29 protein-coding genes are annotated in these 26,504 nt (G+C 50.9%); all 29 read left to right on the top strand.

The window, feature by feature from the left end; genetic code table 11:
* The first annotated feature begins 27 nt into the window (after positions 1-27).
* The 29 genes from DTO96_RS10705 (at position 28) to DTO96_RS10570 (ending at position 26,331) form a co-directional block, all read left to right on the top strand.
* Complete coding sequence (locus tag DTO96_RS10705) at positions 28-1,212, top strand: hypothetical protein (protein ID WP_157964421.1); 1,185 nt, start codon at positions 28-30, stop codon at positions 1,210-1,212.
* A gap of 39 nt (positions 1,213-1,251) precedes the next feature.
* Positions 1,252-1,614 (top strand): capsid cement protein, encoded by a 363-nt coding sequence (locus DTO96_RS10700; protein WP_114563485.1) that lies wholly within the window; start codon positions 1,252-1,254, stop codon positions 1,612-1,614.
* Between the two features lie 64 nt (positions 1,615-1,678).
* Positions 1,679-2,635, top strand: coding sequence for a phage capsid protein (locus DTO96_RS10695; RefSeq protein WP_114563484.1), 957 nt, complete (start codon positions 1,679-1,681; stop codon positions 2,633-2,635).
* Between the two features lie 68 nt (positions 2,636-2,703).
* The gene (locus tag DTO96_RS10690) at positions 2,704-3,000 is read left to right on the top strand and encodes a hypothetical protein (protein WP_114563483.1); all 297 of its coding nucleotides are present in this window, start codon (positions 2,704-2,706) and stop codon (positions 2,998-3,000) included.
* A gap of 9 nt (positions 3,001-3,009) precedes the next feature.
* On the top strand, positions 3,010-3,555 hold the full coding sequence (locus tag DTO96_RS10685) for a phage protein Gp36 family protein (RefSeq protein WP_114563482.1): 546 nt from the start codon (positions 3,010-3,012) through the stop codon (positions 3,553-3,555).
* 8 nt (positions 3,556-3,563) lie between these two features.
* Positions 3,564-4,043: a phage virion morphogenesis protein gene (locus DTO96_RS10680; protein WP_157964420.1), complete on the top strand. Its 480-nt coding sequence runs from the start codon at positions 3,564-3,566 to the stop codon at positions 4,041-4,043.
* Complete coding sequence (locus DTO96_RS10675) at positions 4,040-4,693, top strand: hypothetical protein (protein WP_114563480.1); 654 nt, start codon at positions 4,040-4,042, stop codon at positions 4,691-4,693. The genes DTO96_RS10680 and DTO96_RS10675 overlap by 4 nt, the downstream gene beginning before the upstream one ends.
* Positions 4,683-4,934, top strand: a complete 252-nt coding sequence (locus DTO96_RS10670) for a hypothetical protein (protein WP_192878988.1) — start codon at positions 4,683-4,685, stop codon at positions 4,932-4,934. The genes DTO96_RS10675 and DTO96_RS10670 overlap by 11 nt, the downstream gene beginning before the upstream one ends.
* A 47-nt stretch (positions 4,935-4,981) precedes the next feature.
* A complete protein-coding gene (locus DTO96_RS10665; protein WP_114563478.1) occupies positions 4,982-6,472 on the top strand; it encodes a phage tail protein in 1,491 nt (496 codons plus the stop codon).
* Positions 6,473-6,514: 42 nt separating this feature from the next.
* Positions 6,515-6,886: a hypothetical protein gene (locus DTO96_RS10660; RefSeq protein WP_114563477.1), complete on the top strand. Its 372-nt coding sequence runs from the start codon at positions 6,515-6,517 to the stop codon at positions 6,884-6,886.
* A gap of 133 nt (positions 6,887-7,019) precedes the next feature.
* A complete protein-coding gene (locus DTO96_RS10655) occupies positions 7,020-7,553 on the top strand; it encodes a hypothetical protein (protein ID WP_114563476.1) in 534 nt (177 codons plus the stop codon).
* 81 nt (positions 7,554-7,634) lie between these two features.
* Positions 7,635-10,232 carry a phage tail tape measure protein gene (locus tag DTO96_RS10650; protein WP_157964419.1) on the top strand — a complete coding sequence of 866 codons (2,598 nt, stop codon included), beginning with the start codon at positions 7,635-7,637 and terminating at the stop codon, positions 10,230-10,232.
* Entirely contained in the window at positions 10,229-11,584 is a 1,356-nt protein-coding gene (locus DTO96_RS10645) for a DNA circularization protein (protein WP_114563474.1), read from the top strand. Before DTO96_RS10650 ends, DTO96_RS10645 begins: the two co-directional genes overlap by 4 nt.
* On the top strand, positions 11,577-12,719 hold the full coding sequence (locus DTO96_RS10640) for a phage baseplate assembly protein (protein WP_192878987.1): 1,143 nt from the start codon (positions 11,577-11,579) through the stop codon (positions 12,717-12,719). The genes DTO96_RS10645 and DTO96_RS10640 overlap by 8 nt, the downstream gene beginning before the upstream one ends.
* A gap of 1 nt (position 12,720) precedes the next feature.
* Positions 12,721-13,239, top strand: coding sequence for a phage baseplate assembly protein (locus DTO96_RS10635; protein ID WP_114563473.1), 519 nt, complete (start codon positions 12,721-12,723; stop codon positions 13,237-13,239).
* A 98-nt stretch (positions 13,240-13,337) separates the two neighbouring features.
* Complete coding sequence (locus DTO96_RS10630) at positions 13,338-13,955, top strand: phage GP46 family protein (protein ID WP_157964418.1); 618 nt, start codon at positions 13,338-13,340, stop codon at positions 13,953-13,955.
* Positions 13,942-15,060, top strand: a complete 1,119-nt coding sequence (locus tag DTO96_RS10625; protein ID WP_157964417.1) for a baseplate J/gp47 family protein — start codon at positions 13,942-13,944, stop codon at positions 15,058-15,060. The genes DTO96_RS10630 and DTO96_RS10625 overlap by 14 nt, the downstream gene beginning before the upstream one ends.
* Positions 15,057-15,671, top strand: a complete 615-nt coding sequence (locus tag DTO96_RS10620; RefSeq protein WP_225972493.1) for a putative phage tail protein — start codon at positions 15,057-15,059, stop codon at positions 15,669-15,671. Before DTO96_RS10625 ends, DTO96_RS10620 begins: the two co-directional genes overlap by 4 nt.
* 35 nt (positions 15,672-15,706) lie before the next feature.
* A complete protein-coding gene (locus DTO96_RS10615; RefSeq protein WP_114563470.1) occupies positions 15,707-16,858 on the top strand; it encodes a tail fiber protein in 1,152 nt (383 codons plus the stop codon).
* A 38-nt stretch (positions 16,859-16,896) separates the two neighbouring features.
* The gene (locus tag DTO96_RS10610; protein ID WP_114563469.1) at positions 16,897-17,715 is read left to right on the top strand and encodes a hypothetical protein; all 819 of its coding nucleotides are present in this window, start codon (positions 16,897-16,899) and stop codon (positions 17,713-17,715) included.
* 6 nt (positions 17,716-17,721) lie between these two features.
* The gene (locus DTO96_RS10605) at positions 17,722-18,126 is read left to right on the top strand and encodes a DUF1353 domain-containing protein (RefSeq protein ID WP_114563468.1); all 405 of its coding nucleotides are present in this window, start codon (positions 17,722-17,724) and stop codon (positions 18,124-18,126) included.
* Positions 18,127-18,413: 287 nt separating this feature from the next.
* Positions 18,414-18,611 carry a Com family DNA-binding transcriptional regulator gene (locus DTO96_RS13155; protein ID WP_114563467.1) on the top strand — a complete coding sequence of 66 codons (198 nt, stop codon included), beginning with the start codon at positions 18,414-18,416 and terminating at the stop codon, positions 18,609-18,611.
* The gene (locus DTO96_RS10595; protein WP_114563466.1) at positions 18,574-19,377 is read left to right on the top strand and encodes a DNA adenine methylase; all 804 of its coding nucleotides are present in this window, start codon (positions 18,574-18,576) and stop codon (positions 19,375-19,377) included. Before DTO96_RS13155 ends, DTO96_RS10595 begins: the two co-directional genes overlap by 38 nt.
* 152 nt (positions 19,378-19,529) lie before the next feature.
* Positions 19,530-19,706 (top strand): hypothetical protein, encoded by a 177-nt coding sequence (locus DTO96_RS12795; RefSeq protein ID WP_192878986.1) that lies wholly within the window; start codon positions 19,530-19,532, stop codon positions 19,704-19,706.
* Positions 19,707-20,052: 346 nt separating this feature from the next.
* Entirely contained in the window at positions 20,053-21,543 is a 1,491-nt protein-coding gene (locus DTO96_RS10590) for a Do family serine endopeptidase (protein ID WP_114563465.1), read from the top strand.
* A gap of 284 nt (positions 21,544-21,827) precedes the next feature.
* On the top strand, positions 21,828-22,352 hold the full coding sequence (locus DTO96_RS10585; RefSeq protein ID WP_114563464.1) for an RBBP9/YdeN family alpha/beta hydrolase: 525 nt from the start codon (positions 21,828-21,830) through the stop codon (positions 22,350-22,352).
* A 117-nt stretch (positions 22,353-22,469) separates the two neighbouring features.
* Complete coding sequence (lnt, locus tag DTO96_RS10580; protein WP_157964415.1) at positions 22,470-24,023, top strand: apolipoprotein N-acyltransferase; 1,554 nt, start codon at positions 22,470-22,472, stop codon at positions 24,021-24,023.
* 157 nt (positions 24,024-24,180) lie between these two features.
* Positions 24,181-25,491: a DUF445 domain-containing protein gene (locus DTO96_RS10575; RefSeq protein ID WP_114563462.1), complete on the top strand. Its 1,311-nt coding sequence runs from the start codon at positions 24,181-24,183 to the stop codon at positions 25,489-25,491.
* 12 nt (positions 25,492-25,503) lie between these two features.
* On the top strand, positions 25,504-26,331 hold the full coding sequence (locus DTO96_RS10570; RefSeq protein ID WP_114563461.1) for an isocitrate lyase/PEP mutase family protein: 828 nt from the start codon (positions 25,504-25,506) through the stop codon (positions 26,329-26,331).
* Positions 26,332-26,504: the final 173 nt, after the last annotated feature.

Genomic DNA, 26,504 nt, shown 5'->3' with positions numbered 1-26,504 from the left:
ATTTTAACCACAGCAATCGAGGCACACATGGGACAGCAAGCAGAATTCAAAGGTTTTGACGACTACATCGAAGTCTTTCGTGCGGGAACGCACACCGATAGTAAAGGCATCACGCACAGCTTTACTGTTGCTGACCTCGATCAAATGGCCAAAAACACCACACCATCGACTGCACCCATTGTCATTGGTCATCCAAAAACAGATGCGCCCGCATACGGCTGGGCTTCTGAGTTCAAACGCGATGGTGATTCGTTGTTCGCTAAGTTTGACCAAGTGAATGCTGATTTTGTCAATGCCGTTGAATCGGGTTCGTACAAAAAACGCTCAATCAGTACTGCTAAAAATGCGGACGGAGAGCTTTACATCAAGCATGTTGGCTGGCTCGGTGCAGCAGCACCTGCGATTAAAGGCTTGGCAGATGTGCATTTCGCAGCCTCTGATGACGACGTGGTGATGGAATTCGCAGAGTTTGGCGAAGCAGAGGCACTGCGTGAAGTCGGCTGGCTTATCAATACAGTGGGCAATGTCTTGCGTGGTTTGCGCGAAAAAATCATCGCCGATAACGGCATCGAAACGGCCGACAAGTTTATCCCCGATTGGGAAATCAATGGTCTAAGCAATGCATCCGAAACCATCGCTGCGCGTCTTGAGCAGAACCCAAGCAACTTTACAGACGGCTGGGATGGTGCAGAGCTGGTCGATTTAATGGCTGGCACAGTGCAAGCGCGCATCAATGAATCAAGCGAAGCATCAAAGCAAGCCAATACTCAAACAGCCGAGTTTTCTGAACGCGAAGCAGCCCTGCAATCACGCATCACTGAGCTTGAAACCAAAGCCACTCGCCAAGAGTGCCAAGCAGCTGTGGACGGCTGGATGGCGGCTGGCAAGCTGACGCCTGCTCTTGCAGCGGGCGCAGTCGACTTTATGGTGGGACTGCGCACGTCTGATATGACGTTTGAATTTGCCGAAGGCGATGCCACCCAATCATTGACCCAGAGCCAATGGCTGGCACATTTTGTCGAAAAGTTACACCCAATTCAATTGGGTAAGGAACAAGGCGGTGGTGATGCCTTGCCTACCGTCAATGGTGATGCAGAGTCACTCAAAACAGCAGCCCAAGAATACCAGGCGGCGCAGAACGAACACGGCATCAACGTGTCTTGGGCTGACGCAGTGACGCATGTCGCCCAAATGGCCAAGCCACAACCGTAATCTATTTAATCAACCTTATCAACCCCAAGGAGTGAACAAGTGAAACACAACATCCCTATCAATATCTTACCTTACGTCGCTGGCGTGGTGATTATCAGCCGCCGATTCGTCAGCATTGCAACAGAAGGTGTGACTCATGCCAATACCCACATGCCTATCGTGGGCGTATCAGGTCGATTCGATGTGGGTGTGGGCCAAACAGTGGACATCGTGACGGCGGGTTTTATGCCCGTTGAGTACGGTGCATCGATCAAACGAGGTGTACTCGTTGATTCGAATGCTGACGGCAAAGCAGTGCCATCAGCCACGGGTCGATTCGTCGCGCTTGAAGATGGCGACGTCGGCAGCATCGGTTCGGTCATAGCGGCACTGTCACAACCAATAAATCAAAGCGCTGCGTGATTTTAAAACTGACTGCGTTTTGAAGTGTTAAATCGTATTAACTTGAATAATTAAAGGAAATGAAATGAGAGAAGCATATCCACGCGACGAAGCCCTGACCGCAATTATTTTGGGCTTTCAGAACAAAGCCATGATCGCGGATCAAGTGATGCCACGCACATCACCCTTGGACAGCCCGCGTTATAAATATCAATACTACGCGCCAGGTCAATTTGCTTATGTACCTGACACGCGTGTTGGTCGTCGTACCAAAGTCAATGAGGTGGAGTTTAAAGGTGAGTCCCGCCACGGTGAGACCCAAGAATATGCGTTAAAGCATGCCTTTGTGCCGCGTGATTTTGATGGGGTGAAAAACCCTGCAGCAAAACGCGCGTCAGCCACCGAGGCATTATCTAATTTGTTGGAATTGAGTCGTGAAGTCCGTGTTGCAGACATGGTGCTCAATCCAGCTAACTATGGCAATAACGCCATTGCTTTGTCCGCAAACGACAAACTTGATGATGATGCGACAGATCCTGTGAAGCTCATTCGTGAAGCGTTGAAAGCGTGCCGTATTCGCCCGAATATTGCTGTGATGGGCACCAATGAATGGGATGCATTGGCAGCGCATCCACGCATCCTTGCGGCTGTTGTGCGTGCTGCGGGTGTGGTCGGTTCGATTGGTGCTGCGGGCATTGCCACTCGTGAAGAAGTCGCCCGCTTGTTTGGTTTACAAGAAATCATTGTGGGTGAAGCATTGGTGTCTAGCAGCTATGCGGACAACGCTGTGTTTAAAGCCACATGGTCTGGTGGCATCGCTTTTCACCGCCGTGACACGAGTGCCATCAGTGGTGTAACGGCTGGTATGAACAACGGCATGACGTGGGGCTTCACTGCACATTTTGAAAAGTTTGCAAACAAGTATAACGACGATACCGAAGGCACGCGTGGTGTGGAATATGTGCGCGTGGTGGACGACTGTGAAGAAGCCGTTGTCAGCACCGATTGCGGTGTGTTGTTGACTGAAGTGTTGTCAGCGTAGCCAACGCATTTACGGGTCAAAAAGCTTTGACCCACCACCACTACATTAAATTAAATGAGGAGCCTACCGTGGCAAAGACACCAACCCCCGAAGAACTCAAGGCCAAAGCAGAGGCAGAAGCTCAAGCTGCTGCTGATAAAACCAAAGCAGAAGCCGAGGAAAAAGCTGCTGCCGACAAAGCCAAAGCAGATGCAGAAGCCCAAACTGCTGCTGATAAAGCCAAAGCAGAGGCCGAGACTCAGTCCAAGCAGTACCGCATTAAAAACTCAATCGCACACAAGGGCAAAATTTACAAGTCGGGTCAGTCCTATCCTCTGTCCGATGAGGATGCGACGGCATTGGCTAAATTTATCGAAACCAAATAAACAAAAACCATGACAACCCCAATCACATCCTACTGCACAGCTGCTCAATACCTCGACCAATATGGTGCGAGTGAGGCAACCATGCTGCTGCAAGACGAACAGCACACACTTGAGCAAACGTGGCTGGTGGCGTTGGTCAGTGGCGATGGTGATGCATTGGCTGATTTGGCTTTGGATGGTACACAATTGGCCGTGACGGACAGCGCGTTGGCCAGGCTTAATTGCGCGCTTCGCGAAACAAAAAATTTAATGGATGGCTATTTACGCAGTGCTGGCGTGAGCTTGCCATTGTCGGATGAGCAGATTGCTCAAACGCCGTTGAAAACATGCAACGCCTCATTGGCACGCTGTTGGTTACGTGATGACGACGAAAACGCCACTGATTTAGGCAGTAACAATTGCAAGAGTTGGCGGGCGTGGCTGCGTGATATTGCTGCGAAAAAAGTATCTTTGTTCGCCAATGATGTCGCCAGTACCGTGGCGACCACTGTGGGTGAAGTGCGGCATGGTCGGGGTCGTACTGGATTTGATGACCAATGGCGAGGCTATCCATGAGCGTCAGCATGAACTTTGACATCAGCGCGTTGACCAAGGTCATTGGTGATTTGATGGCGAAAGAACCATTATTGCTTGACCGTGCAGGCCGCGCGATTGCTGTGTACATGGGGGGCGAGTTGACGAGACATTTCACCAGTCAGACACTGTGGGATGACTCGGCAATGCCACCATCAAAAGCCGCGCAAGGTAATAAACAACAAACCACTTATCGCACATCACGCACGGGGCGTGTGCATAAGTCCATCAAGAAACGTCGCGCAGGTCGCGCCACGTTGATTGACACGGGCGTGCTCATGGACTCCTACCGAGCCGAGTATGACGGCGTGGCAAGTGTGGTGATGGGCTCTGATGCAGATCATGCGATTTTTCATGATCAAGGGACAAAGTATATTGAAGCTCGTCCTGTGCTGGGCATCAATCCACGCAACATTCGTGATATGTGTGATGAAGTCGCGGCTGTTTTAGCGCAAGGATTTGCCTCATGAAAAGTTTAATCGAAACGCTGCGCGATGACATCGAGGCGAAATTCGGCCGCAAAGGGACAGGCGAGCGGATTTTAAACGTTGTCAGCATCTATGGTGGCGAACTCAACTCAACAGAACTTGGCAAGCACAGTACCGCATCGCCCGCCTGTGTGTTGACTTGTCTGGGTTGGTCTCCGTCTGGCGAGGGTGCGCGAATCAGTAACGCGAGAAAAATCCAATTCGCTTTTTTTATCCTTACTCGATCAAGTGACCGCGCTGGGCGCATGATGCAGGCGATTGGCATTGCTGAACGATTGTGTGGGTTTTTGCAAGACTGGAAGCTCGCCCATCCTGTCGCGAATGGCTGTGTGGGCAAATTTACGGACATACATGCCGAGAACCTATATGGGCGATCGACCGATGCAGCGGGTTTGGGATTGTGGCTTGTGCGTGCATCCATCAATGTGAGCTACTGCGGCTTGCGTGAGCCTGCCGTGAGTCACGGCGGCAGCATTGAAGCGTATATGCAGACACTTGTTGCGCCAAGGGTAGAGATTTTAACCGATGGACTCAGTCGAACCGATGTGCAAACGAATCCAACTGAAGCGTCAGCAGAACTGACGCAAAACGTGAACTTAAATCACAACGACATAGGAGTAGATGATGACTGATACAACTCAAACGCTTGGCGATGAAGCCATTGCACCGAACGCAAACCCTCAGTACGCCACGATTGGTGACTCAGTGATTCCACAGCTTAATACGGTTGCTCGCGTGGTCGCTGCGGGTGGACTGAGCCTGCGCAAGACGGGTGGTGGGTACTACAGTGAAACAGAGCCAACCGAAGTCACAGTGACCCCGCACATTTATCAACTGTTGGTGGACGGTGATTTGATTTTGATTCAACAATAAATCCAGTCATCAAGCAACGAATACACTCATCTTAATAAGAGGTTGACATGAACAAAACTGCCATTGCTGAAATCATCAGCACTCAATACCTGATACCAGGTGTTTTTAATAAATTTGACCCATCAAGTGCGATGCGCGGTCCACGTGAGATGCCACGTTCAATTGCGCTGTTTGGTCCGATTAATAATCCCCTGTTTAACCCCGCCAACTTTGACCACGCCATCACCCTCACCACTGATGCAGCAGCACGCGGCATGCTCGGTGCAGCATCGATTGGCTATCAGATGTGGAAAGCGGCGAAGGCCAATGCCATTAAAGGGCTGCCCATCCGATTCGTCGCGCAGCGCGACGATGCAACGGCCGTGGCGCGAGTCGTGACCATCACCATCTCTGTTGGCGCACCAGCGAGCCGTCAAAATGGTGAGCAAGCGATTTACATCGGCGGCGAACGTTACAGCGTGGGTATCTTGTCAACCGATAGTGCCGCTGCAATTGCTGAAAAATTCGCCGCAAAACTCAATACGGCCAACAACTTATTCAGCGTCCTGCTCGTGGGCAATGTCATGACGTTGAAGGCCAAAACCAAAGGTCAACTGGCCAATTTGATTGATTTTCGCACGCGTTACTATCGCACTGACGAGCTGGTCAGCGGTGTGACCGTCTCGATGAAAACCACAGTCAATGGCGCGGTCAACCCGAGCATCAGTGCAGCCATTGCCAATTTAGCCAAGACCCGCGACACCGAGTGGGTCATCCCCTACACCGATGGGGCAAACATGGGCATCCTCGAGGCAGAATTGATGCGCCGTTGGGGTCAGGAAGTACAGTCCGACGTGCAGGCCATCGTGGCCATGCGCGGCACCGAAGGTGCACATACGACTTGGCTCAAGTCGCGCAACTGCCCACTGGTGCACAGTATCCACACCAATAAAGACATGTCGAGTCCTTGGGAGTTGGCATCGATGGCGGGCGCAACGATTGAATCAATGGCGATGCTTGACCCAGCAACACCGCATACAGGTGCGGCTTTGGTCGGCTACAAACCTGCTGCGACAGGCGAATCTCTCAACGAAGATCAAATCAACAATATTATGCTCGAAGGTGGCTCGTCAGTCAGTGTCCATGCGGACAATACAGCCACCCTCATGCGCATGGTGACCAATTACACAACGCATAACACGGGTGCGTATGACACCTCAATGCGAGAACTGAACTGGATTAAAACATTGTCATGGTTTCGTTGGTATCGCAACGCCGAGTTCTCGATTAAAACCCAAGGCTTCAAAATGGGTGAGTATGCCGAGGCAATACCAGGGCAAAAAATCATGACCTACGATGTCGCGCAGGACATGCTGCTCGGTATTTATGACAATGCGATCGGCATCGGTCGCATGCAAAACCCAGAGTATTACAAGGACACTTTGCTGATCCAAATCGATGGACCGCAAGGTCGTTTGAAAATCCGGGACGAGCCCGTGATCATGAACCAACTCTATCAAACGGCCATTACATCACAGTGGGTCGCTGGGCACGTTTAAACAGGCTAAGCAATAAACACCAAAAAACAACAGGAGTAAGCAATGAACCAGTGTAAACAACTCAACATCAACGACATCAAAATCGATGGTGTCATGATCGCCATCGATGACGGCTCTGCGACCATTGAAGATTACCAAGGTCGCGAAAATGAAGCCGTCCCTTCAGCGTCAGGCGACCACTCGTTTAAATCCAAACGCGTCACGCCAAAATTGAAATTCAAACGCCAAACCAGTGGTGTGTATGACCCATCACAAAACACCGATAATGAAAACCACGAAATATCATTTCGAGACAGTGATACGGGTCGCCGTGGACGTGTGACCCGTGCAGTGGTGGGCACAGGCGGCACCATCGGTAACGGTGACTCAGCTGAAGAGACATGGTTATTGTTGTCAAAGATTCAATGGCTTTAAGCCAAGAAGTGTCTCCAGTCGTGCCTGAGCGCATGACATTGCACCTGCAATATTGCAGGTCTTTTTTTTGCCTACCTCGCAGTACCATGAAGCCTCTAAATACACATTTAAAATAATTTTAAAGAGGCTTTAAATGACTCCGACGACCCAGCCCAGTGATATTGGTACAGCCATTCTAGCGGATGGTTATAAAACGGACATTGACGGTAAACAAGTGCCTTATACCATCGTAAAACTTCGCCCTGCCACGGTTGGCATGGATTTGGATGCGATTCGTTTGGCAGAACGGGTGGTCTATATCAACGGCAAGCCTGCGCTGATGCTGTCGGATGCCGTGTATCGCATTGCCATCACGATGCTGCGCATTGACCGTCTCGAATGTACCGACAGTAATGTGAAAGCGATTGGTCACAGTTTGATGGACATGGATATGATGGCGCGATTGACCCCACATGACTTGAATATCGTCGAAGAGCGCATTGCCCTTTACGACCTTGCCGAACAAGTGCGTTACGGCAACATATCGCAAGCGGATTTTGATGCGATTTTTAACCCATCAACCGCAGACGCTGCCAAGCAAACAACCCCACAGCCAACGGGCGAGACTGGAGCGATGGATGAGCCATCTGACCAGCCTCGCCCGTTTGCTGGGCGGCTCGATGCCTGAGTGGCTCGCCACACCAAAAGCGCAAGTGCGCATGCACATCCGCCATATCAATAAATCCATTGAGCAACCGCGAGGACAGTGATGAGCAATAGAGATGTACAAATCCGTCTGCACATGATTTCGGACATGGCCAAGAAGTTCGCCGAGGAAGCCGAACGGGTCAAGGACACAAACAAGCGATTGTCGCAAGACTTACTCAAACAAGCCTATGAGACTCAACAAGTGGGTAAACGCTTGGCAAAAACACTGGCCAAAGAAAATCCAATTGAAGCACTCAATGCAGGTGGCGGTGCGCGCTTTGCTCGGTTTTTTTCAGATTCATTGGCGAAAATGAAAAAAATACGCAGTGAAGCTGAATTGTTCAAAAAAGCAATGACCTTGGGGGCGGGCGCTGTGAAAGGTGGATTTGCCATCACGGGTGCTGCCGTTGCAGGTGCTGCCGTGCTTCGCCCACAGGCTGAATTTGACCGTGAGTTGTCACGTAATGCACAAATTATGTTCGGTAACAAAGATGACCAGGGCAATGTGTATACCCGAGAGCAAGCCCTCGCCCAGAAGGTACGGCTGGGCAGTCAAATTGACCAATCGGTAGTGGGCGGGGTTGCCTCGCGTGACGAAGCCCTCAATGCGCAAAAAGAATTATTGGCCAGTGGCAAATTCAATGGCGAGGATGGTTTAAAACGGATTGATGCGATGCTGCCGCAAATCATGAAGACAGTCTCTGTAACGGGTATGGATGCGGCATCAGCGGCGCAAATGGCAGTGGCCTTTGTAAATAAGGGATTGAATGACCAACAAGTCAATGCGGCAATGGGTAAGTCGATTGTCTCGGACAATGCGGGTAGTTTCAGCGCGGCAACAATGGCGAAGTGGTTGCCTAAATGGTTGGCAGGCGCAGGCAAAGCATTACAAGGAGAGCATTCAGCAGACGCACTGTTCACACATGCCCAAACGGCGCGAAAAACCGCAGGTACGGATGATGAGGCTGGGACAAATCTTGAAAATTTAATAGGCTTTGCCACATCAAATAAAGGTGATAAAGATTTAGCAGGCTACGGCATCAATCGTAAAAAATCGGTCGACAAATACATGAACCAAGGCGATGATTTTTTAACGGCATATGCCCGCACTGTTCAAGATGCGGCCAAAAGAGACCCTGAGTTCGTCAAGAAAATGGCAGATATTCGTGCCACGAAGGGCGACGACGAGCGCAAACAAAAAATGGAGGAGCTTGCTGGTTACACCGAGCAAGGCGTGGTCGGCAATGTTGTCTCAGACTTACAGGCAAGAAAAGCATTGATTGCCGAAATGTACGATATGGATACGACGGAGTTGAAAAAACGTTCAGAAGCAATCAAAGCTGAAGACGGCTCAACGGTTGGTCTGTCGTACGATCAGCGGGTGACTGGGGATGCAAAAACATCGTATGAAAAGGTGGGTAATGCTGTCGAGCAAGGCTTAAGTAATATATTAAGCTACATCGCGCCTACCGCCGATACCGTGACGGATAAGATGGCAGAACACCCGACTGCTGCGGGTGGTGCAACATTGGCTACCGGTGTTGGTTTGGGTGGCGGTGGAATTTTATATGCACTAAAAAAGCTTTTGGGCAATGGTGCAACCTCAGCGGCCACCGAAGTCGCCACCACTGTCGCTGCCGAAACGGCTGTTGCAGGTGCGGGGGCAGAAACGGCAGCAGCGGGTGCAAGCGCAGCGGCTGGCTCGGGTGTCGGCACGTCAATGATGGCTGCATTGGCACCTTTATCGATGGCGTTGGCACCATTGGCTGCGATGTTTGGTGCAACGCAATGGGCTGGCAAGGAAGATCACAGTACAGAAATCAGTTGGACAACGGGCATCAGCGACATGCTTGGCAAGTTGATCGGGCAAGAACGATTGTCACCGCAAGATGCTGCCAGCCGTTCGCGCTTTGATCGAGGCGAAATCGATGCGGGCGAGTATCAGCGTCAACTCAATGTCAACAAGTCCAACAGCCAAAGATTGTACGGTAATGATGCGGGTAATAACGGCAGCCCTGTGACCGCAACTCAAATGCTTGCCCAATTGACGGGGATGCTGAACCCGCTCGCTTCAGTTGCTATCCCATTTCGAGGCGAGACCGATGTGAATGAGTATCAGCGTCAACTCAATGTCAACAAGTCCAATAGCCAAAGATTGTACGGTAATGATGCGGGTAATAACGGCAGCCCTGTGACCGCAACTCAAATGCTTGCCCAATTGACGGGGATGCTGAACCCGCTCGCTTCAGTTGCTATCCCATTTCGAGGCGAGACCGATGTGAATGAGTATCAGCGTCAACTCAATGTCAACAAGTCCAATAGCCAAAGATTGTACGGTAATGATGCGGGTAATAACGGCAGCCCTGTGACCGCAACTCAAATACTTGCCCAATTGACGGGAATGCTGAACCCGTTGACTGCGATTACTGCTCCATTGATGAGCGCGGCGGAGCGGTTCAATGCACCGCCTACAACCCAAGCGCCCCCTCAAAAACAAGACGTCAACCTAAACGTGCAAGACGGCTCGCTCAAAATCCAAGTGCAAGTGTCGCCGACGTCAGAGCTCATCAGTGCCACGGCACAAGTGCCACAAACCATTCCATTGAAGCTCGCGGATGGCGGCTCGACCAACCCTGGTGGTTATCGAGGTGTTCGATGAGCTGGCTGAATCAATTACAGCCCGCATCGTTTAGAGGTGTGGCTTTCGAGGTCGATACGAGCACGCGCAGTGAGGGCAACAACACAGTGCTGCGTGAATATCCGTTTCAGGACTTGCCAACCTTATTTAGCATGGGGCAAGCTGCGGGCGAAATCAAGTTCTCGGCCTATGTCATCGGCGGCGATTACATGGACAAAGCCAACGCGCTCGAGCAGGCATTGTTGGTGCAGGAATCGGGGGTGCTGATACATCCAACCATTGGCTCTGTGCGCGTGTGGCACCATGGCAAGTTCAGCATTGCTGAAGCCTATGCATCCGAAGGTGGCATGGCCAAGTTTGACCTGTCGTTTGTGCGTGCCGAAGCGCGGCGTTATCCAATGCAGGCTGAAAACACGGGGCTATCCGCATTCGCAGCTGCCGTGGCGGCCAAGGTCGCCATTGTGCAAGACTTCATGGCGCGCTACAGCCTCGAGGGTGCTGCTGGTTGGGTGCGCGAAAATATCTTTAATCATTTATTGGTGTTGCACGGTGCCGTGTTTGACGTGCTGTACGCGATCAAGCAAGGTACAGATGGCTTTGCGGATATTGCCAACATGGGCATTGGCGCAGAGTCTTTGCTCAAAGACATGCTGTTAATGCCGCAAGACTTGGGCGCGCGATTCACCCAATTGTTTGACTTGCCCAAGAATATCAGTGCAGAACAGGCCGCGTATGTTGTGGCGCAACTGTTACCCACAGACACGGTGACCAATGAGGTGCTATTGCCCACGCTGCTACCCGTGCGCAATCCAAGTTTAACCAACCTGCTTGATGTGGCCGTTGCCCCTGTTTATTCACCTTACCTCACCCCATCACGCCAAGTCGAGGCATATGCCTGTGCCGCGTTGCAGTCGCTGTGCCAGCAATTGAGTTGGGCAACATTGGTGCAAGCATCCGCATTGATGGAGGTGTCTAATTACGATGTGGCATTGGCCATTCGACAGGTCATTCACTCGCGTTACGAGCAGCATGTGCGTGACTTGAGCACGTCAAGTCATTTCGCTGATCCTGTTAATTCTACGTCGACTGCGCCCGTTGTGGTCGTGGGCGTAGTGAATGCTTCTCATGTGGGTATTTACGATGCGCTCAGTGCCGCCCATGCGGCTGCACTCACACATCTACACGTCTCATCAGTCGCTTTATCGCGCATGATTCAATACACCCCGCAAGCAGACGATTCAATCTATGCGCTGAGTTATCAAATGTACGGCTCAACGCGCTATGCGGATGAGATTTGGGCAATGAACCCACACATCACCAACCCGTTACTCGTACCAGCGGGCGTTGCATTGAGATTGGTTGATCATGGTTGAGCAACATTACACCGAGCGCCTGCCAAAAGAAAAAGCGATCATCACCATCACCACAGAAGATGGCAAAGAATACAGTCACTGGCTGTCCGCATCAATCTCTATCAATATTGAAAAACTCGGCCGTGTGGCAACGATTCCTGTGGCACTGATTCCTGGTCATCCACCCGAAATATTTAGGCAAGATATTGTTACCGTAAAAGTGGGCAATACACAATTGATGCGGGGCATTGTGTTGGCGGCTGCGCCGTTTTACCGTAAAGATGATGCGGGCTACAAGGTGACCATTCGCTCGCTTACGGGTGATTTGTGCCTTGCTGCTGCCATGCACAAAGGCGGGCAGTGGCGCAATGCCAAAGTTGACACCATCATCGGCGATTTAATCAAACCATTTAAACTTGCCCTGCGTGTGCTTGATGACGTGGGTGAGCCATTGAAAGAGTTCAAACTTGAGCAAGGTGAAACCGTGCTTGCTGCTGCGAGTCGTGCCGCCAAAAAACGCGGCTTACTGGTCACCGACAATGCTGAAGGCGAAGTGGTGTTGTGCAAAGCAGGTAAAACCAAAGCCAGCGGTGCGATTGTTCGCGGGGAAAATGTGATCGAAATGGAGGACATCGGTACGGATGAGGAACGCGGCTCTGAATACATCGCATATGGCCAATCCGAAGTGGCGGATGATTTCGAGAGTGCACGGCAAAAAAAAGCCAAGACGGTGGACAAAGAGCTCAAACGCTATTTGCCCGTGATGGTGCAAGCCGATAGCAAAGTGTCAACTGCGGATTTACAAAAGCTCACCGATCATCAAATGCGCGTGCGCCGTGGCCATGCGTATGGTCTTAATTACAAAGTCGAGGGCTGGGTCACGTTGGGCAAAGGATGGGACGCCAATCAGATCATCCCTATTTACGATGACATCGCGGGCTTGGAGGGTGAAGAATGGTTGATTGCCAGCATTGATTACAACGTCGACGTACAAGATGGTGACGTGCGTACCGTGACCGTGCGCCCAGCGGAAGCCTACGAACCCGAGCCTGAGATTGAGCGCCACGAATCGGGCAAACGCAAAAAAGGCGGCCGAAACAGCCAAGGCAAAGCCACTGGCACAGATGGCAAACAGTTGACAAAAAAGGTGGTGTGAGATGGCATTGAGTGAACTGATACGCAAAGCAAAAATGGTCTTTACCAGTGTGGCACTGGTGCAAAAGTATAAAATCAGCGTTTTTGAAACCAAAGACGCTGAGGAGTCCGAGCGCTTTCAGGATTACGGTTTCGCTGCACAACCGTCTGAAGGCGAAGGTTTGGTCATCGATGCGGGTGGTGTACAGATGGTATTGCGCATCGACCGCCTCAAAGATCGGCCAAAACTGTCCGCAGATGACGTGGCCGTGTGGCACAAAGAGGGGCACTCTATTTGGCTCAAAGCAGGCAAGATTATTGATGTGGACTGCGCCGTCTTGAATATTAAAGCCAGCACAAGCGTCAATTTCACCACGCCAAAAATAACCAACTCGGGTGAGTATTCGGGGGCTGGCGATGTGGTGTCCGCTGCCCAAGTGTCCGACAGCGCTGGCTCGATGCAGTCGATGCGGGACACGCACAACGAGCATGACCACAATGAGACGGATAATGTGACGGGCAAGCCAAACCAACCCATGTAGCCAATTTGGTTTAATGCCTCAAGGTCAAGACCTGCAAAATTGCAGGTCTTTTTTTATGCGCCATGACTTTACACTGTGTTCATTACTTGGAGTACACCGTGATCGACATCGCCACCATTGCCACAAATCCCGCAACCACAAGCTTGTCCATGCCCTTTGATTGGGCATTGATGGCGGACGCGAGTGCGGTGGACATGCCTTGGATCGACGCAGGCAACTTGTGCGCTGGGCTCATCAGTCGTATGCAGCAAATGCCCAAGACTTATGCCTTTGCGCTTGAGTGTGGACTGCACACGGCAGTGATTCATTCGCTGTACACCGACGCACGTGCGGGGCGAGATGATGGTTTGCCGTACAACAGCACAGATAAACGTGGCTGGCTTGGTGCTGAATTCATCCCGCGCACGGTCGGCAATGGCCGTGGTGAGTATGGCTCGCGTCTGTGGCTCAATTATTACAAGCCCGCACGCAATTCAGGTCACAAAAAATCAGCTCTAGAAGCCCAACGCTTCGCCGCGCAAGAAGCACTCGCCTGGTTGATTGATGATGGTGTGATTGACAGCATGATCATAAACGCTGATTACCGCCACAAAGATGGTGTCGAACTGCTTGCCATCGGTATTGTGATGTATCGCGACAATGACAATATGCCCATCTATGACGCCGTGTGGGGCTCGACCATCGCCCATGAGGAGGGCTATTATGCTTCGACCTAACACGCCAATACCGAGTGTTCAGGATTTAACCAACAACCATGCGCGCAGCTTGCAGGAGGCCTTGGCTCAAGCGGCAATATCAGCGGGTGTCGTCTCACCACAAATGGCGAGCGATTTGGTGCTGGCTCGCTCAAACATCAACGTGCAGTCGGTGGTCTCTGCGATCGGGATGCATGGCTTGTATCAATGGCTGTCTAAATACATCGCCCGACAAGCTGTGCCCATTTGGGCAACGGGCGTGTTTTTGGATGGTTGGCTCGAAACATACGGTATGACCCGCAAACAAGCCACACCTGCGCGTGGTGTGGTGACGGGCACAGGCACAGCAGGGGCATGGCTCACGGCGGGCACTCACTTGCAAACCACATCGGGTGTGCAGTATCAAGTCGACGCAGATGTACAGGTGGATACAAATGGTGCATTCAGTGCAGCCGTGACAGCGGTTGGTTCAGGGTTGGCTGGCAACACATTAAGCAATGTCGTGCTCACGTTGACCAGCAGCGTCACAGGCATCAACGCGACATGTCAATCAATCGCAGGCATCAGTGGTGGCACGGATACCGAGACCGACGCACAGGCGTTGTATCGATTGGTTCAACGCCTGTCCTACGAGCCGATGGGTGGTGCGCCACATGACTACGCACGCTGGGCAATGGCGGTGGCAGGTGTGACGCGTGCTTGGGGTTTGCGTAATCCTGCTGGGGCGACCAGTGCGGGTGTGATGATTGTGTGTGATGGTAATCCCAATGGTTTACCCAGCCCCCAGCAAATTCAGGACGTCTATAACTATATCCGTGACCCTAAACGCGGTCCACCCGATGAGCTGTTTGTATTTGCGCCGACGCTCAAACCCATCAATCCAGTGATTGACCTAACGCCCGACAGTACAGCCACGCGAGCCGCAGCTTTGGTTGAGCTGCAAGACTTATTTTTCCGTGAATCGCAACCAGGGTATGCACTGCCTCACTCACACCTGATTGAGGCAGTGAGCATGGCAACAGGTGAGCACACCCATAAATATATGTCGCCAACGCTGACCAGCGGTGAATACTTCGCCGCCACCGAGTTTGAACTGGTCACTTTGGGTGAGGTGACGTTTGTATGAGCACTTTCGATATTAATCACATCGAGGGCTATCGTACCAGTCTGTCACGGTTGATGCCGAGTGGTTTCGCGTGGAGTAAGGATAAGGGCTCGGCACAATATGCTTGGTTAACTGCCAAGGCGATAGAGTTCAACGACTTTGAACAATACACCTACCGAACTGTTGAACAGTTTTACCCACACTCAACATGCAACCGATTTGCGGAATGGAAACGCGCTGTTGGCTTACCCGATGCATGTTTTGCTGAGTCGAGTGAAATTTCACTGCGAACACAGATGCTCACGCGTCTGCGTGGCTTGAGTGGTTTGGCGTATGACGACTCGTCACCTGCGGCACCTGAATCAATTAAGTCCATGTGCGCAGTGATTGGCTACGACGTCGATGTATGGTACAGCACGCCATTTCGTGTTGGTCGCGACGCGGTCGGTGATCATTTGGGCGCACTTGACGGAGTGCTCAATGTACAGATCAATCGGGTTTGCGAGCCGTTTCGTGCTGGTGCAAATCGGGTCGGCGATCGATTGGAAATGTGTACTCAAACGGGATTAGAGTTGGTGTGCTACCTCACGCGCATCGTGCCCGCACGCTTCACCATCAACACCATTTTTTAAGAACTTTGATAAATTTAGACGTTTAGGACAGCCTCATGGACTACACCAAGAGCAGCAGCTACAGTACGGATACCGCCACAGGCAATCGCATGCACGATTCGGGCAAGGCCATCCCCACCGAAGTCTCAAGTGCCGACATGAACGGCATGATGTGGGAGGTGATGAGCGTGATCAAATACGCAGGCATCACACCCAAATCATTTAATGTCGCCGACGAATCAAGCTACACCCAGCTGCTCGCATCCATGAAAAAATTGGCGTGGGGCAGCAGCACTGCATCCTCTGCGGCTGACAATGCGGCCTATGTCAAGCAAGGTGGCGGTGTCGGCCAATCGACCAACAAGGTCATGATTGGCTGGACAGGCAGCAAGCTAAAAGCCACAGTTGACGTTTCAGACCAAGGCAATTTTGTATTCGATAAAGATTTGGACTTGTACGCTGAAACAACGGGTAACCCAATACATAAAAATGGTGTGATCGTTTATGACAATCCCACAAGTATTAACGGCGCAACGTTGCAGCTGCACAGCAACGGCGCGGAAGCCAATGTGATGAGTGCCCAACAAGGTCTGCGCATGTTCCGCGATGGTGTCTTGGTTGCTGCGATCAAATCAGTGAAAACTGCGGCCGCAGACAGCGGCACGCATCTTGCACTCGACTTTATCAAGGACGGTGATGCCTCCACGTTGTCTCGCCACACCACGTTTGGTTCCGACGGCAAAATAACCTGCCCCTACTCCTACGGAGAGCTTGGAGCTGCCTTTGGCCGACGGGCAGGCGATGTGGGATTGTCGATGGCGACAACCCCGCCAAAGAATTGCATATTTTGGACCTCATCGATGATTTCAGTGTCGGCGTATCCCGATCTGTTTGCTTTGTTTGGCTTCACGTATGGTGGTGACAATTCGACTTTATTCAAATTGCCAACTTTAAACGAAGGCGATGCGCTGGTCGCAACGCTGGCACAGGCCAATGTGGGTGGCAGCACCATCGGCGAAAACTTGAGCCATACACACACGCTTGACCGTCCCTTGCTGGGTGCGGACACCGATCGGGGCGCAAGCGGATACGCCAGCAACTTTTCGCTCGACAACACCCAAACCGCGACCACATCGGCCAGCGGAGGCACGCGTAACTTGGCTGCTGGTCTAAAGGTACGTGTGTTTATTTGTTACAAGGCGTTTTAAAATACTTTTAAAAACTTTTTAAAAAAAAAGGACTCAACATGTACCCCAATCACCCTCAATTTAAGCTGGCCTACGAATTTGATGCCGAATACCGATACCTCAATGTGACCTTGGCGCACATCTCACCTGCTGAATCTGCGGGTGAAACAGCCGTTTACCTGCTTGATGAGCATTGCACATTTGATCCTGTCCCGTACCTCGCACCCGAGGGCAAGGACTGGTTTCGCTCGGGTGGTCAACAAGGCCAGTGGCTGCTGGTGGGTGCAGTTGATGGTGCGGTTTACTATGACACCGCCACGGGTCAACAGGTCGCTGCACCAGCCTTTGGTCAGCCCGTGCCCAACAACCTCACGACCCTTGCGCCAGAACCTGCACAAGGGCAAACGGTGGATGCATGGGATGAGCATAAACAGGCGTGGACGTATCGCGCAGACCTTGCGGGTGTGGTGGCATACAGCACCAAAGACGCAAGTACCACCACGCTTACCAGTACAGACCGCAGCGTCCCAGATGGGTACACAACTAAAATACCCAACAGCGCAGCGGATGAATGGAATGGCACAGATTGGATCGTGAGTGCTAAAAAACAAGCAGCAATAAACGAAGCTGCACGCAAAGCAGCGATACCGCAGGTAGTGACGATGCGTCAAGCGAAGTTGGCTTTATTACAAGCAGGTTATTTGGATAATGTGGATGCGGCAATTTCTGCCGATGGAACACCGAGAACCTTAAAAATAGAGTGGGAATATGCATCGGAAGTTCAACGTGTGTGGGTTGAGGGCTCAGGGCTGGCTGAAATGTTGAAATTAACAGATGGGCAGTTGGATGACTTATTTATTTTGGCCGCAAGTTTGTGAGCCGTCATGAGCCAATTCACATCACCTGCCGTTTTAGAGCTGCTCGACAATTACCGTTGGCGGTTGGTTGAGCCGTTTGAATATTGGACGAACCATGTCTCTCCAACTTCAGTTGGCATATTGATCGGACTGGATGATTGGTCGTTGGTGGTCGATAAAATTCAAGTGCCAGCGGGCTACGTCACCGATTTAACCAGTGTACCGCGTGCGCTTTGGTCAATCTTTCCACCGCATGGTAAATACGCCAAAGCCGCCATTGTGCACGACTATCTGTACACCAACGCGATAGGCTCAAAAAAATGGGCAGATGAGGTGTTTTGTGAAGCGATGGGCGTGTTGGGTGTACCGCGCTGGCGCAAGTGGTTGATGTACTGCTCGGTGCGCTTATTTGGGCGAGGGGCATACCGATGATGTGCGGATATTGCCATGGCCGTGTGGTGTGGCACTATAAGTTGACGCACACCGTTTGCCAAAAATGTGGCCGCCGCAACTGCGAAGTCGCAGACTACTATATAGAAGATGACGATTTGGGTGGTGACAATATCGATAATGATGTAAACGAGCAATAAAAAAAGAGACGGCGACGGCAGAGTTGTTGGAAGCAACCCCACCGCCCCGTTTTAGCTGAACAGACCAGCACCAACGGCAAGGCACGCCCCACCTGTACAGGCGACGTTATTGTAACCTTGTCATGACTTATGGTGCTAAAAATGCAAGGACGAGAATATCGTTGCTATCAATGCAACAGAAAATTGGGCTTCGGCCAAGTAGTAGAGTTTCAAATCAAATGCACAAAATGTAAGTGCATCAACCAACTGAGTGCCACATCGAGCACCGCCAAACCATCGGAGGTATCTCATGGCACACAACCAAACCCGCCCAAAATCCCCAATTAGTTGGGTCGGAGGCAAGTCTAAACTGACTGCCACCATCATCCCACTCATCCCACCGCACCACTGCTATGTCGAAGTGTTCGCAGGTGCAGCATGGGTGTTATTTCGTAAGCCACCGTCAAAAGTTGAAGTAATTAACGACATCAACAGCGACTTGACCAATATGTACAAAGTCATTCAGCATCATCACGCTGCATTTATTGATGCGTTTGAGCAAGTGTTGGTCAGTCGTGACCAGTTTGATACGTTTATGGCAACACCTACACGCATCTTGACCGATATTCAACGGGCTGTGCGCTTCTATTACATGCTGCGCACATCTTATGCAGCCAAGATTGTCGGGCAATGTTTTAGCGTTGGCGCAGCGCGTGGCTCACGTCTCAACTTAACTCTGCTCGAGCAAGATATCAAAGATGCGCACGAACGACTGAAACGCGTGTGGATTGAGAACCGATCATTCGCCAAATTGATTCCAAGTTTAGACAAGCCCAATACATTCTTCTACATCGATCCGCCATATTGGGACTGTGAGAATGTCTATGGAAAAGGCATATTCGGTAAGGATGACTTCGCTGTACTGCGTGACCTATTGCTTCAGGTCAAAGGCAAATTTATTATGAGCATTAACGATACGCCGCAAATACGCGAGCTATTCGCCGACTTCCACATCAAAGAGGTCGCGACGCAGTACAGCATTTGCAGAGACAGCATCAACGACGTGGTCGAGTTGCTGATTAGTAACTATGTTTTACCCGTAGCTGATAAATAGTGCTGTTAAATAGGTAATTAAAACCCGTTTAACAGGGCTTTAATTGAGGGTATAAGTTGATAGTGTCAGATAGTAGCGACTGATGGATAAAGCACTCGACTTCCGACTGTTGGAGCGCGACACTGGTGTCATCAAAACAAAGGAGCGTTAAAATGGACATCAAACAACACCCACAATACAATGCCAACGACTTTAAATATTTGCAAGCAAAGGGTTGGACTACTCAAGAAATCATCCAACGCTGGGATGAAGAGAACAAGATGGGCAAGCCTCCGTGTACTTGGGACACTACGTTTGCTCAAGCCAAATTACAACGTACTTGCAAATAATCGGCTTTAATAAAAAACCTCACTGAAATTGGTGAGGTTTTTTATTAAAAAATGACATATCAAAATATGCTCACTTAAGCCATAATTGAGTGTATCAAATTAAATTAAAATTTATATCAAATTAAAATCCGCGCTACTCTTCATATGAAACTCCCTTTAAAAATATAATATACAAGTTGTTTAAAAATAAGCGTTAACATTCAAAGTTAAAAAACACCTATTTGTTACCCATTTTTGATGAGGTCTTGCCTTAGTGAATGCGCATATTTTATCCCCCTTGTGATGTTTAAATAAGCCTCCATATTGTTTTTCATGTGTTGGATTGATTTTGATTGAAGGAGTAGACATGCATGTTGTTCTAAAAAATGTAAACCGCGCCATTGCCTTGACATTGACGGCAGGCATTTTGTTGGGCTGCTCGGGGCAAAAGAAAGAGGCCAAAGCCCCCGCGCCTGAATCCAGCATTGCCACACCAGCGAAAACACCTGCTGCGCCGTTGGTGACGGGTTTGCCTGATTTTACGCCGCTGGTGGATAAAATTGCGCCCGCGGTCGTTAACATCAGCACTGCGGAAAAGGTGCAATCTCAATCACGCGCTGGGTTCGATCCGATTTGTCAAATGTGGCCTGATTTCCCCATGTGTGCACAGAGAAATACACAACCTCAAGGCGAAGGCCGTGAGCAGCCTCGTGGTGTGGGGTCAGGTTTCATCGTGTCCGAAGATGGCTATATTTTAACCAATCACCATGTGGTGGATGGCGCGAGCAGCATCGTTGTGTCGCTCAACGACAAGCGCGAATTCAAAGCCAAAGTCATTGGCAGCGATGAACGCAGCGATGTCGCCGTGTTGAAAATTGAAGGCGAACATTTACCTTTTCTCAACACCGCCAATTCGGATGAGATCAAAGTGGGGCAATGGGTGATGGCGGCAGGCTCGCCTTTTGGCCTGAAAAATACGGTCACAGCGGGCATTGTCAGTGCGATTAAACGCGATACGGGCGAATATGAATCGTTTATCCAAACCGACGCCGCCGTTAATCCTGGTAATTCGGGCGGGCCTTTGGTGAACATGTCGGGTGAAGTGGTGGGCATCAACAGCCAAATTTTATCAAACAGTGGTTCATTCGCGGGCATTGCGTTGGCGATTCCAATCAATGAGGCGTTAAAAGTTGCGGATCAAATTCGCGCCACAGGTAAAGTCAATCGAGGTCGAATCGGCGTGGCGATTGGCAATGTGGACGAAGACATTGCCAAAGCATTGGGTTTGTCCAAAGCATCGGGTGCCATGATTAAAACGGTGGAGGCAGGTTCATCGGCCGCCAATGCAGGATTGCGGGCGGGTGATGTGGTGCTTAAAGTGGATGGTCATGAGGTGGACAACAGCGCTGATTTTGCTCGTGTGATCGGCAACAGCACACCAGGTACAGCATTTAAATTTGAAGTGTGGCGACAAGGTCAGGCCGTTGACTTGAATGTGACGGTCGGTTCGGATGTGTCAAAAAAAGTGAGTGAAGCCTCGGTGGATAAAAGCAATTCGAGTGGCTCAGGCGGTTCAGACAGTACACTTTCGCGTGTCGATCGATTGGGTTTGACGGTTGAGCCATTGTCCAGCAGCGAACTCAAGCAAGCACAACTTGAAGCGGGTGTGCGCATTGCCAAGGTTGAAGGCTTGGCGGCGGGCGCAGGCTTGCGTGAAGGCGATGTGATTGTGCAGGTGAACAATGCAGCAGCGAATACCCCGAGTGAGTTCAATCGGATCGTGGGGGCGGGTACTGGGCGTGTGCTGTTGCTGGTGCAACGTGATGGGGTGACGCAATACGTCATATTGAGCCCGTGATGTGAGCTGTGATGGTTCATGAACAGATGGACACAAACATAAGAACATGAAGGGTTTGGGCTTTGCTCAAGCCCTTTTGCTCGTTTGTGTGTTGTGAAGGGCTGGCATTGATCGCCTGATGTGGGCTGTTGATTTTGAGTGCATGAGCAAAGTACTGTGTTTTCTTTTTGGCAGAAGCTTAAAAGCCATCCTAGAAATCGTTATAATTGACCGATCATTTGTTCAGGGGGCAAAAAGCCCATCGTTTATTGTTTTGAGTCCCCTGAATTTTTAACGGACACACCATGAGCACAGTTCTTATCCTGCCGGGGCACGGCAATTCTGGCGCAGGCCATTGGCAAACTGAATGGGAGCGTTTGCACCCAGAATGCACGCGGGTCATGCAAGTCGATTGGGAGTCGCCTGATTGCATTGACTGGTTTGAATGTTTAGAAAAAGCCGTGTCGAGCCAACAGGGGGATGTGGTGTTTGCGGCGCACAGCTTGGGGTGTTTATTGGTGGCGCATTGGGCGGAACGCACCGAGCACACCATTAAAGGTGCTGTGTTGGTCGCACCTCCAGATCCTCAAAGTGTGGCATTCCCAAGCCAGAGTGTGAATTTTTCAGCCCTTACTTCGCGTCCTTTTGCTTTTCCGAGTGTGGTGGTGGCGAGTACGAACGATGTGTATGGTTCTTTTGAGTTTGCAACGCAGTGTGCAACAACATGGGGCAGTGCGTTGGTCAATTTGGGTGATCGTGGCCACATCAATTCGGACAGTGGTTTGGGGGCGTGGCCTGAGGGCTGGGCATTATTGGCGGGTTGGTTGTGAGGTCTGTTATGGGTTTTAGGGCAGTAAAAATTGTATGAGCAAGCGGTCTTTGGATGTCCTTTGACATTCAATTGCTTGTTTTTTAAAAAATGAATTAGAAAAGAATTTGAGTAAAGCGTGAAATTGAATATAAAACACATGGGATGGTATGCACTGGCTGCAGTGTTGGGGATGGTACAGGCGTTGGGTTTTGCGCCACAGCCCTTGGGCATCGTGCAAATCGGCAGTTTGGCGGGAATGCTGTTGCTGTTGCCTTATGTGACACGTCCTGCGCGAGTTGCCTTTGTGTTTGGTTTGGCATGGTTTTGTGCGGGTCTGTATTGGTTGCATTTCAGCATGCACGGTGTCGGCGGTTTGCCAACGTGGATGTCTGCATTGGCGATCACCGCTTTGTCATCGTATTTGGCGGTGTATTACATGCTGGCTTTGGGTGTTTGGCGGCGTTTTTTTGCTGAGTTGCGCGTGTCCAGCTACCTTGTGGCTTTTCCTGCATTGTGGTTGGTGGCAGAATTGGCACGGGGCTATGTGTTTGGTGGTTTTCCATGGTTGGCTTCTGGGTATGCACACATTGACAATCCACTGCTCAAGGGCTGGTTTGCCATTTTTGGCGTGTATGGGGTGGGTTTTGCAGCAGCGATGTGTGCGGGTGCGCTGGCTTTCGTCGGGCGTTGTGCGATTGAGCGGCGGCGTGAGGTCAAAGGTTTGGCTTTGACGGCTGCGAGCATGGCGGTGTGGGCGGTGGTTGGTCTGATTGTGCAAGGGTTAAATTGGGGCGAAAAAGCGGGTGCACCGATCAGTGTGAACATTGTTCAGCCGAATGTGGCACAGACCAATAAATTTGATGAGCAGGTGATGTTGAGCAACACATTGTTGTTTATTCGGCACGCCACGCAATCGTCCGCGCAATTGACTGTGTTCCCTGAAACCGCTTTGCCGTACCCGTGGACGCAAGTGCCAATAGAGCCTTTGGAGGCTTTGCACACGCGTTTGAGTGGCCGAGCGGTGCTGATGGGCGGTGTTGGCATTGATGAGGCGAAGCATGAGTTTTACAACAGTGCCATGTGGTTGTCTGAAAAAGATGACCCCCTTGATCCACCGCGCTATGACAAAATTCACCTGTTGCCGTTTGGTGAAATGATTCCGTGGGGATTTCAGTGGTTCGTTGATGCGATGAAAATTCCACTCGGCGGTTACGGCTACGGTCAATCGCAAAAGCCATTTGAGTTGAATGTGGCAGGGCAAACCACCCGCATCGGTGTGAACATTTGCTATGAAAATGAGTTTGGTGAAGAGCTGATTCAAGCATGGGGCAATGGCGATGCTGCGGCACCCAATGTGTGGGTGAACATGAGCAATCTGGGCTGGTTTGGCACGGTCAGTCACAGCACGGCACAAGAGCAACACCTGTACATGTCTCGCGCACGTGCGTTGGAAATGGCGCGTCCGGTGATTGTTGCGACCAACACAGGACTGTCGGCGTACATTGATGCATCGGGTGTGGTGGCGCAGCAATTGCGCCCTGATGCGGCAGTCAGCGCGACAGTGCAAGTGCAGGGCATGCAAGGCTTGACACCGTACATCGGCTGGGGCAATGCACCCATGCTGGGCTTGGCAAGTTTATTGTTTGGTCTGTCGGTGTTTTTACGCCACCGCGTCATGGCGTTGGATTAATGGGTGGATGGGGCTGAGCTCATGCATGCCACGTGCGCAGGGTGTGTTTGTTTTTTGGCTCGTACCAAGCATCAAAAAGCGTGAGGGCAAGCAAGGCTCAATTGGCCAATTCCTTTCATCGCGCTTTTTTTATTAATGTTGATCATTTGGAATAAACATGAGTTCAGCTGACACACACCACACCGTTCGCCGCTGGGCTTTGGCCTTGTTGCTGTTTAACCTCCTGTTGTGGTTGCTCATGTTGTTTCTACAAAAACAGCACCCCGAGTGGTTGGCTTTGGGGTACATCAAAGCATTTGCCGAAGCCGCCTGCATTGGCGCGCTCGCCGACTGGTTCGCTGTTGTTGCACTGTTTCGCCACCCGCTTGGCATTCCATTGCCGCACACCGCCATTTTGCCCGCCAAACAAGCGCAGCTCGCCCAAGGCGTGGCAAAATTCATTGGCACACATTTCCTTGACCCCGCCGTCATCAGTGAGCAACTCGTGCGTTTGAAAATGGGCGAACGACTCAACGCTTACGCCCAACAGCATTTAACCAATGCCGTGATTGCCAAACGCCTGCCCAAAGTCTTACAAGCGATGATGCGCCGCGTCCCAGTGGACGCACCAGAGCGGCTGATCGGCTGGAGTCAAGAGGCCATGACGCGTTATTTGAGTGGTGATCGTTTGGGGCGATCAACTGCACGCCTGATGGACATTGCCCGCGCACAAGGTTTGGATGAAAAACTGGTCAATGCGATGGCGCAATCGCTGCACGAATTTGTCACCGCCGAAGACGTGAAAGAACGCGTTCGTCCGTGGCTGACAGAGCTGGCCACTGCCGCACAAAAAGCCGAAGTCGTCGATGCATCATGGTGGGGCAAAATGAAAAATCAACTCACAGGACAAGCCATTGAATGGGCTGACGACTGGATCATCGATAAAGCTTTGGCATGGGTGGCAGACTTCACCGAAAAAGTACAAACAGATGACAAGCACCCTGTGCATGTTTGGGTTGCCAAACATGCCGACGGCTGGCGCGATAAATTGTACAACGATGCCACTTGGCACGATTGGCTCGCTTACCATGTGCACGACTGGTTGCGCACGCCCACTGCTGAAGAGCTGGTCAAAACCATTTGGGACAAAAGCCGCACATGGCTCGACAACGCCACAACAAATGATTCCCCATTCATTGAACCGCTCGCTGATAAAATCCGTGATGTCGTGCTAAATTACATCAATGACCCCATTCAGCAAAGTCGCCTCACTGAAAAAACCGCTCAACTCGCCGCAGTTGGTTTGACCGAATACCAAGATGACATACGTGAATGGCTCACCGCACAGATGAATGCATGGAGCAAAGAACGGCTCAACAGCGCACTCGAAAATGCCATCGGCAATGATTTGCAATACATCCGCATCAACGGCACGCTGATTGGCGGGTTGATTGGATTGGTGCTGTTTACGGTGGGGCAGTGGATTTAGAAAGGAAAATTCATGAATCAATTGGATAAGGCGCTTTCTTTTAAAAATTTACATCAAGGGTTACAGCCATTTGTTATGCCGAATCCGTGGGATGCTGGCACAGCACGCGTCTTGGCTGGCATGGGGTTCAAAGCTTTGGCCACGACAAGCGCAGGTTTGGCTTTTGCTTTGGGCCGGAAGGATGCTGAGAACGCGCTGTCCCGCGATGAAATTTTGCGCAATGCACATGACATTGTTGACGCCTCTGATTTGCCTGTGTCTGCGGATTTGGAAAATGGTTTTGGTGACACACCTGATGCAGTGGCCGAAACGATCCGAATGGCTGTGGCAATAGGTCTGGTTGGAGGTTCAATTGAAGATGCCACAGGACGGCAAGAATCGCCTATTTATGATTTCGACCACGCTGTAGAGCGGATTGCTGCGGCCGCAGAGGTGGTGCGCAGCTTGCCTTTTCCATTTATGTTGACCGCACGTGCAGAGAATTTTTTAAATGGGCGATTTGATTTGGATGATACGATTCGACGATTGCAAGCATTTGAAGCGGCAGGTGCGGATGTGTTATTTGCCCCAGGTTTGCCTGATGCAGAAGCCATACGATTGGTGTGTGCTTCTGTGAGTAAACCTGTGAGTGTTGTCATGGGCTTGAAAGGCACGACCTACAGCGTTTCCCAGTTGGGGGACTTAGGTGTGCATCGAATCAGTTTAGGTTCTTCATTGAGTCGAGCGGCTTGGGGGGCTTTTATGCGTGCAGCGCAAGAGGTTCAAACTACGGGTACATTTGCTTTTTCAGATCAAGCGATACCCTTTGATATTGTCAATGGCATGATGATTAAAAATTAAAAAAGTGATTTGGGTAGCCTTTCTTGTAACTCGCAGCAGTAACACCTCCTCACATCATTCCAGACACACCCACAATGGGCCGCGGATGTGTCAGGTATTCGAGGCTCATCACCAAATGCCAGTTTTACTTTACATCGAGGGTGCATGCTTTACAAAAGAGCGCTATAAGGTTA

The sequence above is a fragment of the Ephemeroptericola cinctiostellae genome, from assembly GCF_003339525.1.
Lineage (GTDB): Bacteria > Pseudomonadota > Gammaproteobacteria > Burkholderiales > Burkholderiaceae > Hydromonas > Hydromonas cinctiostellae.
This window is presented reverse-complemented; position numbering and strand designations above follow the sequence as displayed.

What these genes read in the sequence shown, in the direction of transcription:
- DTO96_RS10590 (WP_114563465.1), top strand. Translation starts at nt 20,053, where the DNA reads ATGCATGTTGTTCTAAAAAATGTAAACCGCGCCATTGCCTTGACATTG.
- DTO96_RS10665 (WP_114563478.1), top strand. Translation starts at nt 4,982, where the DNA reads ATGAACAAAACTGCCATTGCTGAAATCATCAGCACTCAATACCTGATA.
- DTO96_RS10610 (WP_114563469.1), top strand. Translation starts at nt 16,897, where the DNA reads ATGTACCCCAATCACCCTCAATTTAAGCTGGCCTACGAATTTGATGCC.
- DTO96_RS10650 (WP_157964419.1), top strand. Translation starts at nt 7,635, where the DNA reads ATGAGCAATAGAGATGTACAAATCCGTCTGCACATGATTTCGGACATG.
- DTO96_RS10640 (WP_192878987.1), top strand. Translation starts at nt 11,577, where the DNA reads ATGGTTGAGCAACATTACACCGAGCGCCTGCCAAAAGAAAAAGCGATC.
- DTO96_RS10585 (WP_114563464.1), top strand. Translation starts at nt 21,828, where the DNA reads ATGAGCACAGTTCTTATCCTGCCGGGGCACGGCAATTCTGGCGCAGGC.
- DTO96_RS10660 (WP_114563477.1), top strand. Translation starts at nt 6,515, where the DNA reads ATGAACCAGTGTAAACAACTCAACATCAACGACATCAAAATCGATGGT.
- DTO96_RS10680 (WP_157964420.1), top strand. Translation starts at nt 3,564, where the DNA reads ATGAACTTTGACATCAGCGCGTTGACCAAGGTCATTGGTGATTTGATG.
- DTO96_RS10625 (WP_157964417.1), top strand. Translation starts at nt 13,942, where the DNA reads ATGCTTCGACCTAACACGCCAATACCGAGTGTTCAGGATTTAACCAAC.
- DTO96_RS10655 (WP_114563476.1), top strand. Translation starts at nt 7,020, where the DNA reads ATGACTCCGACGACCCAGCCCAGTGATATTGGTACAGCCATTCTAGCG.
- DTO96_RS10620 (WP_225972493.1), top strand. Translation starts at nt 15,057, where the DNA reads ATGAGCACTTTCGATATTAATCACATCGAGGGCTATCGTACCAGTCTG.
- DTO96_RS10645 (WP_114563474.1), top strand. Translation starts at nt 10,229, where the DNA reads ATGAGCTGGCTGAATCAATTACAGCCCGCATCGTTTAGAGGTGTGGCT.
- DTO96_RS10705 (WP_157964421.1), top strand. Translation starts at nt 28, where the DNA reads ATGGGACAGCAAGCAGAATTCAAAGGTTTTGACGACTACATCGAAGTC.
- DTO96_RS10670 (WP_192878988.1), top strand. Translation starts at nt 4,683, where the DNA reads ATGATGACTGATACAACTCAAACGCTTGGCGATGAAGCCATTGCACCG.
- DTO96_RS12795 (WP_192878986.1), top strand. Translation starts at nt 19,530, where the DNA reads ATGGACATCAAACAACACCCACAATACAATGCCAACGACTTTAAATAT.
- DTO96_RS10605 (WP_114563468.1), top strand. Translation starts at nt 17,722, where the DNA reads ATGAGCCAATTCACATCACCTGCCGTTTTAGAGCTGCTCGACAATTAC.
- DTO96_RS10615 (WP_114563470.1), top strand. Translation starts at nt 15,707, where the DNA reads ATGGACTACACCAAGAGCAGCAGCTACAGTACGGATACCGCCACAGGC.
- DTO96_RS10570 (WP_114563461.1), top strand. Translation starts at nt 25,504, where the DNA reads ATGAATCAATTGGATAAGGCGCTTTCTTTTAAAAATTTACATCAAGGG.
- DTO96_RS10675 (WP_114563480.1), top strand. Translation starts at nt 4,040, where the DNA reads ATGAAAAGTTTAATCGAAACGCTGCGCGATGACATCGAGGCGAAATTC.
- DTO96_RS10685 (WP_114563482.1), top strand. Translation starts at nt 3,010, where the DNA reads ATGACAACCCCAATCACATCCTACTGCACAGCTGCTCAATACCTCGAC.
- DTO96_RS10635 (WP_114563473.1), top strand. Translation starts at nt 12,721, where the DNA reads ATGGCATTGAGTGAACTGATACGCAAAGCAAAAATGGTCTTTACCAGT.
- DTO96_RS10595 (WP_114563466.1), top strand. Translation starts at nt 18,574, where the DNA reads ATGGCACACAACCAAACCCGCCCAAAATCCCCAATTAGTTGGGTCGGA.
- DTO96_RS13155 (WP_114563467.1), top strand. Translation starts at nt 18,414, where the DNA reads ATGGTGCTAAAAATGCAAGGACGAGAATATCGTTGCTATCAATGCAAC.
- DTO96_RS10695 (WP_114563484.1), top strand. Translation starts at nt 1,679, where the DNA reads ATGAGAGAAGCATATCCACGCGACGAAGCCCTGACCGCAATTATTTTG.
- DTO96_RS10575 (WP_114563462.1), top strand. Translation starts at nt 24,181, where the DNA reads ATGAGTTCAGCTGACACACACCACACCGTTCGCCGCTGGGCTTTGGCC.